Raw genomic sequence first — 16,193 nt, forward strand, 5'->3', positions numbered from 1 at the left:
TATTCATGAAAGGATTATTCCCTATTGAGAAATTCGGCCATATCAGAACGCCGTTTTACTACTATGATACAGAACTGCTTCGCAAAACGCTAGATACAATAAAAGAAGAAGCACAAAAGCATGAAGGGTTCTGCGTACATTATGCTATTAAGGCAAACGCCAATCCTAAAGTTTTACGATATATCCGAGAAGCAGGATTTGGCGCCGACTGTGTCAGTGGTGGTGAAGTAGAAGCATCACTTCGTGCGGGGTTCCCTGCATCGAAGATAGTATATGCTGGCGTCGGAAAGAGCGACTGGGAAATCAATCTAGGCTTAGACAATGATATCTTCTGCTTTAATGTTGAAAGCATACCAGAGTTGAACGTCATCAATGAACTAGCTCATCAGAAAGGAAAAATTGCTCGTGTAGCTTTCCGTCTCAATCCCAACGTTGGTGCTCACACTCATGCTAATATCACGACAGGACTAGCAGAAAACAAGTTTGGCATCGATATGAGAGATATGGTTAAGGTTATGGAAGAAGCTGCCTATATGGAAAACATCAAGGTAGTTGGTCTTCATTTCCACATCGGCTCTCAAATTTTGGATATGGGAGATTTTGAGGCTCTCTGCAATAGGATTAACGATTTGCAGCTTGAATTAGAACGTCATCATCTCACTGTTGAGCATATTAATGTCGGTGGTGGCCTCGGAATAGATTACCAACATCCAAATCGAGTTCCTATTCCAGACTTTAAGTCGTATTTCAACACATTTGCAAAGAAATTAAAACTACGTCCAGGTCAAACCCTTCATTTTGAATTGGGTCGTTCTGTAGTAGCACAATGTGGCACGCTTATCACTCGAACGCTCTATGTGAAAGAAGGCTATGTGAAGAAGTTCGCTATTGTTGATGCAGGATTTACTGATTTAATTCGCCCAGCACTCTATCAGGCATATCACAAGATTGAAAACCTGTCAAGTGATGAAGCATCTGAATCATACGATGTTGTAGGCCCCATCTGCGAATCTACAGATGTGTTTGCCAAACAGATTGACCTGAACAAAGTACATCGCGGCGATTTGATTGCGATTCGGTCTGCTGGAGCTTATGGAGAGATTATGGCTAGCAGCTATAATTGCCGCACACTCCCACAGGGATATACTAGTGATGAATTCGTATAAAACGAAGTGAATATGCGTATATTGAATGTTTATTCTCATGATAATCACCAGTTAGCACGTTATGTAAACATGCTATGTTCGGAGATGCCGTCTTCTATTGATATGAAGAGTGTAGATGACTCTCTAGACATGAAGAAGACCCTTGAGAATATTCATCCCGATATCATACATATTCATGGTTCAATAAAATGGAATATTACGAACGACTTCCGAATTGTCATTTCACCTCATGGCGAAAATATAAATCGTGACGCATATGTTGTGATTGCCAGAAGTGAAATGGAACGAAAAAAACTATCAGAAACTTACGAACGTTTGGAAGTCGTTCGCAATCCATTTTTAACCAAAACAACAGCAAATGATGCATGTTGTAATCAGTTGGAAGCAATATACCGTAAAGTCATTGACTCCGATGTATTTCCTTTGATGGATTCAAATACCATACAGATGATGCATGCAATGTTGAAAGCAGGTATTACAGGAGATGCACGTTGGGTTCAACTTGAGGAGTTCCATCCGGTTGACTGGCATAAGCTTCACATCTATGCACACTATCAGGGAATATCAGATATTATTAGATCTGGTGCCACAGTTCTTGATCTACAAGAACCGACTTCTCAAGTGATCAACTCATATCTTCCTCCTCATTATAATGAACCGATACCATTAGAACGTCATGATGCAACAAGTATAATAACAAAAATCATAGAAGGTGATGTTGCTTTACTTCGCTTTGTAGAATTAGACATTGCCTTGCGACGCGGAGACATTGACGAAGAAAGTTTTCTTCACGACCTAAAGGAATTGCATTTCGATACTTACCTTCCAAGTATTTTGCAGATACTTAAAGAAACTACATGGTTGGACGAAGGATTTATGCCTTGTCTCCCTCAAAACAATAAATATACAAACAAATTACGGACTTTGATGGCTAATTATCTAAGAATATGATAGACGAACGCTACTTACATCTCTTATCTACGACCTATCCTACCGCAGCAGATGCTGCTAGTGAAATAATTAACTTAGAAGCTATACTAAACCTACCCAAAGGGACAGAACATTTTTTAGCTGATATTCATGGAGAACATGAAGCATTTCTACATATTTTGAAGAATGCCTCTGGTAACATCAAACGCAAAGTCTCCGAGATATTTGGGAATACCATTCGTGAAAGCGACAAGAAAGAACTTTGTACTCTGATTTATTATCCTGAGCAGAAATTGGAGTTAGTCAAGGCTAATGAAGACAATATTGACGATTGGTACCAAACAACTATACACCAGTTGGTTCGTGTCTGCCGTGATGTTTCTAGCAAATACACCCGTTCAAAAGTTAGAAAATCACTTCCCGTTGAGTTCTCGTATATAATAGAAGAGCTATTACACGAAAGTCTAGACGACCAAGACAAAGCTGCCTATGTGTCAGTTATTGTAGATACAATCATCTCTACAGGAAGAGCCGATGATTTTATAGTTGCCATTTGTAATGTAATACATCGTCTGGCTATAGATCAACTACATATTTTAGGCGACATCTATGATCGTGGTCCTGGAGCACATATCATTATGGACACTTTACGCCAATATCATTCTTGGGATATACAATGGGGAAATCACGACGTATTATGGATGGGAGCTGCTGCAGGAAATGATGCTTGTATTTGCAACGTTCTAAGATTGTCATTAAGATATGCCAATCTCGCAACACTCGAGGAAGGATATGGAATTAATCTTGTACCTTTAGCAACTTTTGCTCTAGATGTTTACAAGGATGATCCTTGCACAGAATTTATGCCATTACTTGTTAAAGGACAGTCTTTAGACGAAAAGACGATTCACCTAATAGCCAAGATGCATAAAGCCATTTCTGTCATTCAATTCAAAGAAGAAGCTAGAATTTTCCATCGCCGTAAGGATTGGCAGATGGAAGATCGCTGTATGCTAGAAAATATCGACTACAAAAATGCCACCTGTATTGTAAATGGTATTTCATATAAAATGAACAGTTGTTATTTTCCTACAATCAATGAGAACAACTGTAATGAATTAACGACAGAAGAATCCACCTTGTTAAGCAAGCTACATCACTCTTTCCGTGTCAGCGAGAAACTTCGTAAACATATACAAACGATGCTAAGTCATGGATGCATGTATAACATATGCAATCAGAACCTCCTTTTCCATGCTTCAATCCCATTGAATGCTGATGGCTCATTGAAAAGAGTGAAAATTCTGAACCGAGAGTTATGTGGTCTAGAACTTATGGATTATATTGGCCAAATGATTCGTTCTGCTTTTCAAAATGACACCCCACAGGACATAAAAGAATATGCAAAAGATTATTTCTTATATCTTTGGTGTGGAAAGGATTCTCCATTATTTGACAAGTCAAAGATGGCTACCTTTGAAAGGTATTTCTTATCTGACAAAATTACGTACCAAGAGGAAAAAGGATATTATTATAAGTTAAGAGACTCCATAGAAGTGTGTGATCGGATTCTTGATGCTTTTGGTATTCAGGGGGAAAATCGACATATCATAAATGGACATGTGCCTGTACATGCATCAAAAGGAGAAAATCCCATTAAGGCCGGAGGACGTTTAATGGTAATTGACGGCGGTTTTTCCGAAGCATATCATAAAGAAACAGGTATAGCTGGCTACACATTAGTATATCATAGTCGTGGATTCCAGTTGGTACAACATGAACCATTCACTAATGCTAATGATGCTGTTTTAAGAGGTACTGACATCAAATCAACAACCCAAATTGTAGAATTGTCAGCTCATAGAATGCATGTTTCAGATACTGACAAAGGTCGTGAGCTACGTGAGCAAATTCAAGATCTTAAAGATTTGCTTTATGCATACAGACATGGCATTATTAAAGAAAAAAGGGTATAATCAATTTATCACATAAACCAACGAGTTTATCAATTGCATAACAAAAACGTATAGCACCAAGTATGGTGCTATTGTTTTTATACCATCCCCCATCGCAGCTATTATGGTAGAAGCTGATGCGAACCTCTTTGTAATAAGACCATAGATAATACTTGCCAAAGAAAAGATAAAAGCAATAATTGGAACAACAGCTCTGCTAAACGCAGATGACCATAGCCCTCCTGTCGCAGAACGAAGAATAGCATGTGATGGCAACGAAATATAAAATATAAACGAAACGTACACCACGACAACAAACAAAACTATCCTAAATGCGCCATAATGGCGTATGTCGTGATTATAATGTCCAATTCCGCAATTCCTAACACACCCCCATGTGATAGAAAGAAGAAGTATCCAAATAAGAACTTCCGTTTGCAGTCCATCTACAAAACTGCCAAAGAACCACCTGATTCCCTCCGCAGAAAGAAGAGAACGTATCCCCTCTACTTCAATGGCAGACATTAACCACGAAGCAAGTACTAGCATAACTTCTAATATGCATAAAAAGACTACAAGAAAACCAATAATTCTATTCTTCATCTGGTTCCAGGTTATCAATGTCTAAGATATGGAGTTCTATGGCTCTTACAACAAGACGGGTGGCATTGACGCTTTTCCCATCTGGAAACAATTTCTGTATTAATTCATTTTGGCGTTTTTCCAGACTTTTAACGCCAAAAGGCATTGCTCTCAATTGCGTTATTTGATCCTTCGTGTAGCCAAGTGCCAAATGACGCAAGAATCGTTCATCATATTCATCTATTTCATAGTTGATGAGTGCCTCTTGTTTAGCAATTTGCGCACCAATACTCTTTTTAAATCGCTCCACAATTTTTTTAAGAATCGGCTCGTTAAAGACAAGTTGTTTACCTTCCATTACAGCCGAAACATCATTGCGTGTCAGCAGCTCGCCTGTCTTTAGAATAATACCGTCAGCTCCCGCATCTAGCACGTCAACCCACAGTTTCTCATTTAGTATTTCACCTGTAAATATTAAAACCTTTATTTCAGGGTGCAGTTCTTTAGTCTGACGACAGATCTCTACTCCAACAGTCGTAGAACCACCTAATCCTAAATCCAATAAGACAAGGTCAGGCAGTTGCTTTTTTAACAAATGCCAATAGGCAGATTCTGTATCCGCTGTTCCAATTATTTCTGCCTCAGGAATCTCTTTATTTATAATACCTTCAGTCCCTTTCAATTCTAAGGGAACGTCTTCTACGATAATTACTTTGAAGTTTTGCATACTCGTGGAAATATAACATTGATAATCACTTTGTCATCTTTTCTTTCTGCCCAAATACCACAGCTGTGTAAATTGGTAATATTACCTAGATCTCTCACAATCTGTTTACATATTAGCAATGGTATATGTTCGATGCTTGGTGCAAAAAGATTCTTCAACTCTTCATCTGTTATTGACACTTGCTTCAGATTAACTTGGCAAGCTATATATCTATTATCTCGTGGTACATAATTAATAGTTTCAATCTGACCACTAAACACCTTTCTCAACAAATCAAAAAGCATTTTCAGTTGCAGTTCGTTTGCTAAAATCTCATGATCACACTCTGACAGCCTAGTAGAATGCTCGTTTGCTTGTTTATTGGCATGTTCACTTAGAATACCATAAATCTCACGATAATAGGCGACGGTATCGATAAGAGATTTTAAATCTCCATCATTTAAAAGTTGCCGTATTCGACCAGGGTAATACATCGTTTCATGCTTAAGTGAAGAAAGACAATTGTCCAGCACAGCATTTGTTACGTAAAGATTACCTTCTTCATAACGTATTCTATTTAGCTCATCTTCCTTCATTTTCAACTGCTCTCGAATGCTGTTCTGGCGTTGTGCAGAATTATTAAGTTTAACAATAACATGCCAAACGATGACCACGATGATGGAAAACAGTAAGATTACTAATAGTATAATTGCTATTTGCTTATTGCTTTGTGACTGTTGTATTTTTCTACAATAATCATCCAATGTAGCATCCGCAGACAATTCCTTAAACAAGAGAGTGTATATTCTGTTGTTGTAATGATATAGTGTCCAATCGTGAAGTGCCAGAGCAGCTACCGCACTCTCGTTTCGAATATCTAATATGACGTTATAATTAATATCAATAGAATCGTGTAGCCAAAGAATCTCCGGAATTACCGCATTATCCGCATACTCCATCAAAGTATCTTTTCCTTGTGCGCATATCTTTAGATACTGTTCATTGATCTTTTGTCTACCTAAATTTGCAAAAGTCAAAGCCTTTTCATAATCCCCATTAATATTACAGAAATAAGCAGAGTCAGCATAGATACTTGCTTGTTCTATTGGAGTCATGGCAGACACATTCAGAGGAATCAATGAGGCTATAACAAAAGATAAAAGAGAAAGACTTCTACTTAACATCTTTACAACGCCTTTAGGCAGTCGGAAATAGAACCGGCTACCCTCGCCTTTTGAACTTTCACAACTGATAGTACATACATTGAATATTTTACTAGTCTTGCGATATTTCTCAATGATTCCCTTGCAGTTTACAAGTCCATAACCATGACCACCTTCTATCTTGTGTTCAAATATATGCGCTGCTGTGTTCTCATCCATTCCAATGCCCGTATCTTTAATTGAGATTTCGACATAATCATCGGATTCCTCAGAATAGATGGAAACGACATCTCCTTCTCTCGTAAATTTACGTGCATTATCAGCCAGCGTGTTCAACATAAACACTGTCAGTATCTTGTCAGCCTTCACCGTAGCATTTGTCGGAACAATGTTCAACTGAACATGTTTCATATTAAATCCCATTTCGCTCTTTGCTACAATATTAAATATTTCCTGCAGCGGGAAGGATTCTATATGTAGATTTAAGTCTCCTTGATGTAGCTTTATCCAGTTGGTTAAAACATCGTTGTCTTTTTCTATCTGCTCCGTCAGCTCATTGACATAGGTAATAGAGTCAATATCGATATGGTCGTTGGGCGACTTGATTGCATATAGTATTCTATCTATCAGTGGAGTAATACTATTTACAAGAGAAATCTTTGCACGATGTTCCACTAGAGCACGTTGCTCATTCTCACAATGCAGTGTTGCTATATCTATCTGTTCTTGAATCTCTTCTATTTCATTGACAATCTCTTCATCTTCAACATAATTATTTCTTCGATGACGTAGAAGTCTGCGATAATAGAGTACACAAACCAAGGTAGCAACAAAACCTATAACAATACAAAGAACGATTAATAAATCATTCAATTGCGACAGCTGATACTCCAACTGTCCGGCTCTAGCCTCCAGTGAGCGATCTTGACGTGTTTGTTCTTGTAAATCAAGATAGCGATTTCTATTCAGATCACTATTTCGTTTATTGTTTATAGCCGCATAGACCACACTCAACTGTTCACAAATACTAGCAACCAGGTCTGGTGCTTGGTTTATAGTGGAGTCAGAAAGGGCTTTTTCTAAGTACAACAGAGCCTGTTCGTAGTCTTGATGGGCCCAATAGCAGGACGCTAATGTTCTATAAGCACCCGCAATTTGGTAAACATCCCCGTATTGGCAAAATAAAATCAGTGCACTATCAGCCAATGCAGGTGCATAATACTCATCCAAATGATGTTCAGCTAGTCCTTCTAACGAATTGGCCATGAAAAATGTATACTGTCCCTCCTTTGCTAATTCATAGCACCTTGTTAGATATACAATTTCTTTTTCATTGATATCATCTTGAGTACCCTGATTAATCACACCACCGGCACCAATATTATATAGGTAGTTCAGATATTGGGCAGTGTCACTTTCCAGATCAACGGATATTTCATCCATAGCCTGTATAGACTGTCGTTCCAGTCCTACATAATAATAGTAGGTGGAGGTGATCAGAGACATCTCACTTTTGGCATAGCTTAACCGATGCTTCTGACGCTCGTCGAGCATTTCTGTATCTTCCTCTATTCTGGCCAATGACTGTAGGGCCTTCATACGAAAATCATAAAACTCTCGATTATGTGAACGACGTTGACATAATCGCATCTGTTGAACATACGCAACAAGAAGTTCAATATGATTGTCCGTTAATAGAGGGATTTGACGAAGCAGGCTGTCAGCCTGATCGTATTGCATTCGAATAATGTGAACGAATGCAAGATTATTAAAAGCTTCTGCCTTTCCATCAGGGTAATTATCTGAGAGGTTGATAGCAACATTCGCATAATGCTTGACTGAATCTAAGTCACGATAATGAAAGGCATAAGAAAGAGAATTCAGCTTGTCCACCGCTTGTCTATTAGACGGTGAACAAGCTGAAAGAAATAATATTGCGGTGACTATATTAAGCGCGAGCTTTTGCCACATAACCCAGTGCCTCCTTGCACTTGTTGGTCACGTACTGCCAATCGCCAGCCTTAACGATGTCGCTTGGGAAGAGTTTTGATCCCATACCTACACAGAATACGCCTGCTTTAAACCACTTGGTCAGGTTCTCTTCTTCTGGAGCTACGCCACCAGTGACCATGATTTTAGACCAAGGCATTGGTGCCTTCAAACCTTTCACCATATTCGGTCCAACCACATCACCAGGGAATACTTTTGTCAGATCACAACCCAACTCTTGAGCTTTACCTATTTCAGATACAGTCATACATCCAGGACAGTATGGAACCAGTCGTCTGTTGCAAACTGGCGCAATCTCTGGGTTGAACAGAGGACCAACAACAAAGTTTGCACCCAACTGGAGATATAATGCAGCAGTAGGAGCATCTACAACAGAACCAATTCCTAATGCCAGCTCAGGACATTCCATGTCTGCCCACTTTACCAACTCTCCGAAAATCTCATGTGCGAAATCGCCACGATTAGTAAACTCGAATGCGCGTACACCTCCTTCGTAGCAAGCCTTTACTACATTCTTACATGTTTCTAAGTCTTTGTGGTAGAAAACAGGCACCATACCTGTATCACCTATCTTTTTTAGTACAGCTATTTTATCAAATTTTGCCATAGTAGTAGTTCTTCTTTATGTGTCATATTATCGTTGAACACGTCCGTTGGCATTGCCGCCTGCCAAAGCCTCTACTTCTTCGGCAGAAACCAGATTGAAGTCACCATTAATAGTGTGTTTCAGCGCACTAGCTGCCACTGCAAATTCGAGAGCTTCACCTTGTGTTTCTTTTGTCAGCAAACCGTGTATCAGGCCACCTGAAAATGAATCGCCACCACCAACGCGGTCGATAATGGGATTAATTTCGTAACGTTTTGACTGATAGAATTCCTTACCATCGTAAATCAGCGCTTTCCAACCATTAAACGTTGCAGAGTATGACTCACGCAATGTCGAAACGACATACTTGAATCCGAATTCCTTCATCATCTGCTTAAAGATGCCTTCATAACCTGCAGCATCCGTTTGTCCGCCTTCGACATCAGCATCTGGTTTGAATCCTAAGCAGAGTTCAGCATCTTCTTCGTTACCAATGCATACGTCAACATACTTCATAAGAGGACGCATCACAGAGATAGCCTTTTCACTGGTCCACAACTTCTTACGGAAATTCAGATCGACAGACACCGTCACGCCATGACGCTTAGCTGCTTCACAGGCCAAACGGGTAAGTTCTGCTGCCTTATCACTAATAGCAGGTGTGATACCACTCCAATGGAACCACTGTGCACCTTCCATGATCTCATCAAAATCGAAGTCCTTTGGATCGGCTTCAGCAATTGAAGAATGTGCACGGTCATATATAACCTTTGAAGGACGCATAGATGCTCCTGTTTCTGCGTAATACAATCCAACGCGATCGCCACCACGTGCAATAAAGCGTGTATCTACGCCATAACGACGCAAAGCGTTTACTGCAATCTGGCCAATCTCATGTTTGGGCAGTTTTGACACAAAATATGCCTCATGACCATAATTAGCCACGCTAATAGCTACATTAGCCTCACCGCCACCAGGGATGATACGAAAAGACTCACTCTGAATGAAGCGATCGTTACCCTGTGGTGAGAGACGAAGCATAATTTCACCAAGTGTTACAATTTTTGCCATAATTTTAATTTGTTTTTAATAGTTTGTTAATTATCCATTCATTGACATAAGGAATTCATCGTTATTCCTACTTTGTACAAGTCTGTCGCGTACAGTATTCATCGCCTCAATAGGATTCATCTCACTGATAAACTTACGTATAATCCACATGCGGTTAAGTGTAGTTGTATCCTGCAACAGGTCATCACGGCGTGTTGATGACTGAACAAGATTGACAGCAGGGAATATACGTTTGTTAGAGAGCATACGATCCAACTGAATTTCCGAGTTACCCGTACCTTTAAACTCTTCAAAAATGACTTCATCCATCTTTGAACCAGTATCTACCAACGCAGTTGCAATAATAGTCAGCGAACCGCCATTTTCAATGTTTCGCGCAGCACCAAAGAATCGCTTTGGTTTTTGCAGTGCATTGGCATCCACACCACCGGTAAGTACTTTACCACTTGCGGGAGATACCGTATTGTATGCGCGCGCCAGACGCGTGATAGAGTCAAGGAAGATAACCACATCGTGGCCACATTCAACCATACGTTTTGCTTTCTCCAAAACAATACCAGCAATTTTCACATGACGGTCTGCGGGTTCGTCGAATGTAGATGCAATCACTTCAGCATTAACTGTACGACTCATATCTGTCACCTCCTCAGGACGTTCATCAATGAGCAGCATCATGATATATGCTTCTGGATGATTGGCAGCAATTGCATTAGCGATGTCTTTCATCAGGATTGTTTTACCAGTCTTAGGCTGTGCCACAATCAATGCACGCTGTCCTTTACCAATTGGAGAGAATAAGTCAACAATTCGAGTTGAAGGATTTGTTGTAGCCTTTTCACCACACAAGTTAAACTTCTCCTCAGGGAAAAGTGGAGTCAGATGTTCAAAACTAACACGGTCACGAACTTCAGAAGGTATGCGTCCATTGATCATTTCCACATTAGACATTGCGAAATATTTCTCATTGTCTTGTGGAGGGCGAACGGTGCATTCTACCACATCGCCTGTTTTCAATCCAAAACGTTTGATCTGCTGTGGCGAAACATAAATATCATCGGGTGATGAAAGGTAATTATAGTCGCTGGAGCGGAGGAATCCATAACCATCCTGCAAGATCTCCAACACACCATTACCTTTGATAATATCTTCAAAGTCGTATTTCTCGATTTGAGGTGCAACGGTTGGTGCTGAAGGGAATGCAGTATCTGGCTGTTGAATCATGGGGCGATCAAACATATCCAATGTTGGAATGGCAGCTTGATCTTCTATGGGAATATCGACTACTGTAATAAAGTCGGTACCATCGCCTGGGTCACCTGGCCAAACGTCATCATCCTCAACTTCAAAATCCTCTAACAATCCGTGATGAGACATTTTTTCTTGTAGCTGATTAATCATGCCTTCATCCAACATCTCCGAGGCGTCTGAATCAATATGCGCTTCCTCAGGAATTTCTGCAATAGATTCCTCAGGAACCACCGTTTCATTTGGCTGTTCTTCTGCGGGCACTGCCACTTCTTCTGTAGCTTCTTGTATTTCCTCTTTAGCTACTTTTGGCTTGCGACCGCGCTTTTTGGGAGCAGATTTCTCTTCGCTTTGAGTTTCCTCTGCAGCAGGTTGTTCCTCTGTGAAAAGAGAAGGCGCTTCCGAGGCAGTTTTCTTTCCGCTTTTCAAGTCGTAGTTTTCTCCCTCGTTTCCTTTTACCGTATAAACTTTGTCTGTGTCTTTCTTGGCAATACGAGTACGTTTTTTCTTCGGAGCCTCATTGGTATTATTTGCGGTATCAATAGCCGCTTTGTCCAGAATGTCATAGATAACCTTTTCCAGACTATCATCCTGAGAAACTTTTACACCTAGGTTGTTGGCAATTTCCATCAACTGAGGTATATCCATCTTTTGGAGTTCATCTTTTGTATACATAAACTAATATACTAATTTCAAAATTTGTTTTGTTTGATTTTAAAAAACGCTTCTAGGAAAGAAGCGCTACTTGAATTTGTTTGCAAAGGTACAAAAATTCTTTGATATAAACAATTGACAATTGAAAAACTGCACCGTATTTACATTAATTAACCATGCGCATGTTTTTCAATCGTCAATTATCAGATATCTTATTTTTTTAGGGGAACGACAACACTAAACGTAGATCCTTCTCCCAATACAGATTCTACCATAACGTCTCCACCAATTTTCGTGGCAAAATCCTTGCAAAGTTGTAGTCCTAATCCACTACCCTCTTCGCCATCGGTTCCATAGGTCGTTTCACCTTTATGGAATAATGTTTCTATGCGATCAGGGCTTATACCAACACCATGGTCCTTGATGCTAATTTTGGCGAATTCACCCTCAGGTTTCATCGAAATCTCAATAGTGCTCTCATCAGGACTGAACTTAATGGCATTAGAAATAAAGTTTCTGACAATAGTTTTCAGCATATCGTTATCTGCCAAAACGACGACAGGATCTTTACTACCCGTATAGACCAGTTTAATCTTCTTGGTAAGGGCAATCATATTGTATATTTCAACGACACCTGGAATGATGTCATTCAAATCCAATTCCTGCTGAACGACATTGAGTCGTCCGGTCTGACTTTTCGTCCATTTCAAAAGATTATCCAGCAAGTCATGACAATCCTCCGACTCTTTGTTCGCCTTATCCAACAAATCAAATAATTCAGGACCAATAATATCTGGAGTCACAGCCGACATCACTAGGTTCAAAACCATACGGATTGACGCCATTGGCGAGCGTAAGTCATGAGCAATAACCGAATACATCTTATCGCGGTTCTTGATAGTCGCCTGCAAATCGCTATTTTGCTTTTGAATAATGCGCTTTGCAGCGACAAGTGCTATTTGGTGCATCACACGAACCAACAGCTCATCCTTGTTGAAGGGTTTCGTCAAGAAATCGTTAGCTCCCACCTGGAAACCTTTTACCAAGTCACTTGGGTTATTAAGTGCAGTAAGAAATATGATGGGAATATCTTTTGTTTCAGGATCCTTACGCAAAATGATAGCAGCATCAAAACCACTAATATCTGGCATCATAACATCAAGCAAAATCAAATCTGGCTTCTCTGCCTTCGCTTGCTCAATGGCCATATTTCCGCAGTTTGCAGTACATACCTGAAACTTCTCATTAGACAGCAGTATCTTCAATAGAAGAACATTGCTGACGACATCGTCAACAATTAAGATTTTATAGTCACTTCTGTTAATTTGTGACTCAAATTTACCTTCCTGATCCATCGTTAATAAATTAATGGTGTGGATTTATTTTGCAAAAATAAGACAAATAATTGATTTCCGCAAATTTTTAGACAAGATTTTTAATATGAGCACATTATTTTAGCTAATTTACTATAGTATACAGGAATTTTTAGCTAACTTTGCACATTGAAATGGAAAAAATTATACTTGGAATTGACCCTGGAACAAATATCATGGGATATGGCTTACTTAAAGTCTGCGACGGAAAAGCTCAAATGATTACCATGGGTATCATCGACTTACGCAAGTTTGGCGATGCATATCTTAAGCTAGGCTATATTTTTGAGAGAGTTACGGGTATCATTGATGCATATCTTCCAGACGAATTGGCTATTGAAGCTCCGTTTTTTGGAAAAAACGTTCAGTCAATGTTAAAACTTGGCCGAGCGCAAGGTGTTGCCATTGCTGCAGCCATCAAACATGGGGTTCCCATTCATGAATACGCACCTATGAAGATAAAGATGGCATTGACAGGTAATGGAAATGCATCGAAAGAGCAAGTGGCTGGCATGCTTCAGCGTTTACTTCATATACAACAAGAGGAAATGAGCAAATTCATGGATGCCACCGACGCCTTGGCAGCCGCCTATTGTCACTATCTTCAAATGCGCTCTCCCATTTCCGATGCACCACACTATAAGGGATGGAAGGATTTTGTGAATAAAAACCAGGATAAAGTATGGAAAAAGGCAAAACCATAGCGATTGTTGGTTTTAATGCCAGCGGCAAAACCCAATTTGTAGATAAACTTCGTCGCCAACTGGCCAGTGATCGGGTTCGGTACATGGCTTTCTGCGATTCATATGGGTTGTTTACGGATCGTGCTTATTATCTTCAGCAACGCTGGAACCAACACGACATCGACGAAGAGACGCCTACCGTTGGGGGGATTCTTGAGCAGACTTTCCTTCTTACAGGTGATGACAATCCTGAACGGCGTAATTATCAACAGCGTCTCTATAGATTGTTTGCTATGAATGACGAGCTTGACAAGTACGTCATATTACTCTCAAGCGGAGAGTTGCGCAAGTATCAATTGGTGAAACAGCTACTTTCGCATCCTAGCACTTTAATTCTTGATAATCCTTTCATTGGATTAGATGCCGAGTCCAGAGACTCGTTGCGCAATCTGCTCTATTCACTAGTTAAAGAAGAGCATCTCACGCTTTACATTCTTCTTACAAAACCAGAAGACATACCTGAATATGTTGACGAGGTTATCTATTCAACACAAAAAGAACTGTTTCACTCTAATCCCCAGAGCCTTAGCTATAAAAAGGAAAAGGAACTCTTGAATCTACAAACTCCAATACACACATCTACATCCAACTTAGTTGTCAAGATGAAAGATGTTGGCATTCGCTATGGAAATCGTCAGATTCTGGAGAACCTAAATTGGGAAATTCATGAGGGGGAATGTTGGTCGCTTTCCGGTTCCAATGGTTCCGGCAAATCGACTCTGTTGTCACTCATTGCTGCCGACAATCCTCAAGCTTACGCATGCGACATCACACTGTTTGGTAATCAACGAGGATCCGGCGAAACAATATGGGATATCAAACGCCGTATTGGATACGTATCACCAGAAATGCATCGTGCCTACAAACACAATCTCCCCGCACTACAAGTAGTAGCTAGTGGTCTCAAAGACACCATAGGATTATATGTACGCCCAAATGAAGCAGAGCGCGAACAGTGCATGTGGTGGATGCGTTTATTTGGTATAGAGGAATTAGCCACTCGTTCATTTATGATGATGTCGAGCGGAGAACAACGAATGGTTCTTTTGGCGCGTGCATTTGTCAAAGACCCTGAGCTTCTTATTCTCGATGAACCCATGCATGGTTTGGATTTACACAACCAACAGTTGGTCAAAGACATCATTGAGACGTTTTGCCAGAGGCCTCATAAGTCACTCATCTTTGTGACTCACTATCCAGATGAGCTACCTCCTTGCATAGATCATCATCTTACACTTACAAAAATACATTAATATCCTCAGTTATAATAATGAAAAAGATAATAATAGTTTGTTCGTTGCTTTTCACAACTTATATTAGCTCATCTGCGCAAGCGGTCTATGCGGAAGTAAAAAAAATCACGCAAGAACACATAGATAATCCCCGTTCGACACAGATCATTAAAGACGTAAACAGATTTGAGCTAGACGCATTAAACTATATGGGTATGAAGATGAAAGAGCTGATGCCAGACGCTCCAGCCTCTGTACTCGATGATCAAGCATACGCTTTATATCAGTTTATCAATTTATACTGTAAAACATTGGTCGACATTAAGAATCAGCCCAAATCCTATCAGCTTAAAGTTCTTAACCTCTTTATGGATGTCAGCTATTCTAATCCCTTCTTCAAAGACCCAGAGAAAGAATTAGTTTTGTTATACTTTTCCAATGCCGAGAGTGTAACACGGTTCTCTCTTGACACAGATTGGCAACGTGCTTTTGTTGCTGCATCAACAGAACTAAAGAAGCTAAAGTAAGCGAACATAACCAATGTTCTTCGTAGTCAAAGAGCGTACTCCCCTCGCCCTTTGGCTAGGAGTTTAAGTCGAATCATTTTAGTGAAGCTCTTTTTCAACCTAATAGCGACGCTTTAGTAACTGAAAAGCGCCGCTTCTTTAATTCACGACTTAAGTCAACAGATCTCACGACTTAAGTCAACAGATCTCACGACTTAAGTCAACAGATCTCACGACTTAAGTCAACAGACCTCACGACTTAAGTCAACAG

13 protein-coding genes are annotated in these 16,193 nt (G+C 39.9%); 6 read left to right on the forward strand and 7 right to left on the reverse strand.

Annotated elements, in window-relative coordinates:
• Positions 1 to 5: 5 nt before the first annotated feature.
• The 3 genes from lysA (at position 6) to T433_RS0107455 (ending at position 4,072) form a co-directional block, all read left to right on the forward strand.
• Positions 6 to 1,166 carry a diaminopimelate decarboxylase gene (gene lysA, locus T433_RS0107445; RefSeq protein WP_027455368.1) on the forward strand — a complete coding sequence of 387 codons (1,161 nt, stop codon included), beginning with the start codon at positions 6 to 8 and terminating at the stop codon, positions 1,164 to 1,166.
• 102 nt (positions 1,167 to 1,268) lie between these two features.
• Positions 1,269 to 2,117 carry a hypothetical protein gene (locus T433_RS0107450; RefSeq protein ID WP_027455369.1) on the forward strand — a complete coding sequence of 283 codons (849 nt, stop codon included), beginning with the start codon at positions 1,269 to 1,271 and terminating at the stop codon, positions 2,115 to 2,117.
• On the forward strand, positions 2,114 to 4,072 hold the full coding sequence (locus tag T433_RS0107455; RefSeq protein ID WP_027455370.1) for a fructose-bisphosphatase class III: 1,959 nt from the start codon (positions 2,114 to 2,116) through the stop codon (positions 4,070 to 4,072). Before T433_RS0107450 ends, T433_RS0107455 begins: the two co-directional genes overlap by 4 nt.
• Here the strand turns inward: T433_RS0107455 and T433_RS0107460 are convergent, their stop codons facing one another.
• From T433_RS0107460 to T433_RS0107490, 7 genes are all read right to left on the reverse strand, one after another.
• Entirely contained in the window at positions 4,073 to 4,654 is a 582-nt protein-coding gene (locus tag T433_RS0107460; RefSeq protein ID WP_027455371.1) for an AbgT family transporter, read from the reverse strand. It lies immediately after the preceding gene.
• Positions 4,644 to 5,360, reverse strand: a complete 717-nt coding sequence (locus T433_RS0107465) for a DUF5932 domain-containing protein (protein WP_027450299.1) — start codon at positions 5,358 to 5,360, stop codon at positions 4,644 to 4,646. The genes T433_RS0107460 and T433_RS0107465 overlap by 11 nt, the downstream gene beginning before the upstream one ends.
• Positions 5,342 to 8,395, reverse strand: a complete 3,054-nt coding sequence (locus T433_RS0107470) for an ATP-binding protein (protein WP_052357035.1) — start codon at positions 8,393 to 8,395, stop codon at positions 5,342 to 5,344. The genes T433_RS0107465 and T433_RS0107470 overlap by 19 nt, the downstream gene beginning before the upstream one ends.
• 55 nt (positions 8,396 to 8,450) lie before the next feature.
• The gene (locus tag T433_RS0107475; protein WP_027450301.1) at positions 8,451 to 9,119 is read right to left on the reverse strand and encodes a bifunctional 4-hydroxy-2-oxoglutarate aldolase/2-dehydro-3-deoxy-phosphogluconate aldolase; all 669 of its coding nucleotides are present in this window, start codon (positions 9,117 to 9,119) and stop codon (positions 8,451 to 8,453) included.
• Positions 9,120 to 9,146: 27 nt separating this feature from the next.
• Positions 9,147 to 10,169, reverse strand: coding sequence for a sugar kinase (locus tag T433_RS0107480; protein ID WP_027450302.1), 1,023 nt, complete (start codon positions 10,167 to 10,169; stop codon positions 9,147 to 9,149).
• Between the two features lie 30 nt (positions 10,170 to 10,199).
• On the reverse strand, positions 10,200 to 12,089 hold the full coding sequence (gene rho, locus T433_RS0107485) for a transcription termination factor Rho (RefSeq protein WP_027455373.1): 1,890 nt from the start codon (positions 12,087 to 12,089) through the stop codon (positions 10,200 to 10,202).
• Positions 12,090 to 12,280: 191 nt separating this feature from the next.
• Positions 12,281 to 13,423 (reverse strand): hybrid sensor histidine kinase/response regulator, encoded by a 1,143-nt coding sequence (locus T433_RS0107490; protein ID WP_027450304.1) that lies wholly within the window; start codon positions 13,421 to 13,423, stop codon positions 12,281 to 12,283.
• A gap of 152 nt (positions 13,424 to 13,575) precedes the next feature.
• Between T433_RS0107490 and ruvC the strand changes: the two genes are divergently transcribed.
• The 3 genes from ruvC to T433_RS0107505 are packed head-to-tail and all read left to right on the forward strand — an operon-like array spanning position 13,576 to position 15,943.
• Positions 13,576 to 14,145 carry a crossover junction endodeoxyribonuclease RuvC gene (gene ruvC / locus T433_RS0107495; protein ID WP_027450305.1) on the forward strand — a complete coding sequence of 190 codons (570 nt, stop codon included), beginning with the start codon at positions 13,576 to 13,578 and terminating at the stop codon, positions 14,143 to 14,145.
• On the forward strand, positions 14,124 to 15,437 hold the full coding sequence (locus T433_RS14940) for an ATP-binding cassette domain-containing protein (RefSeq protein ID WP_052357036.1): 1,314 nt from the start codon (positions 14,124 to 14,126) through the stop codon (positions 15,435 to 15,437). The genes ruvC and T433_RS14940 overlap by 22 nt, the downstream gene beginning before the upstream one ends.
• A 17-nt stretch (positions 15,438 to 15,454) precedes the next feature.
• Positions 15,455 to 15,943 carry a hypothetical protein gene (locus T433_RS0107505; protein WP_027455374.1) on the forward strand — a complete coding sequence of 163 codons (489 nt, stop codon included), beginning with the start codon at positions 15,455 to 15,457 and terminating at the stop codon, positions 15,941 to 15,943.
• Positions 15,944 to 16,193: the final 250 nt, after the last annotated feature.

The sequence above is a fragment of the Xylanibacter brevis ATCC 19188 genome (assembly GCF_000621725.1).
In the GTDB taxonomy this organism is placed as follows: Bacteria; Bacteroidota; Bacteroidia; order Bacteroidales; family Bacteroidaceae; genus Prevotella; species Prevotella brevis.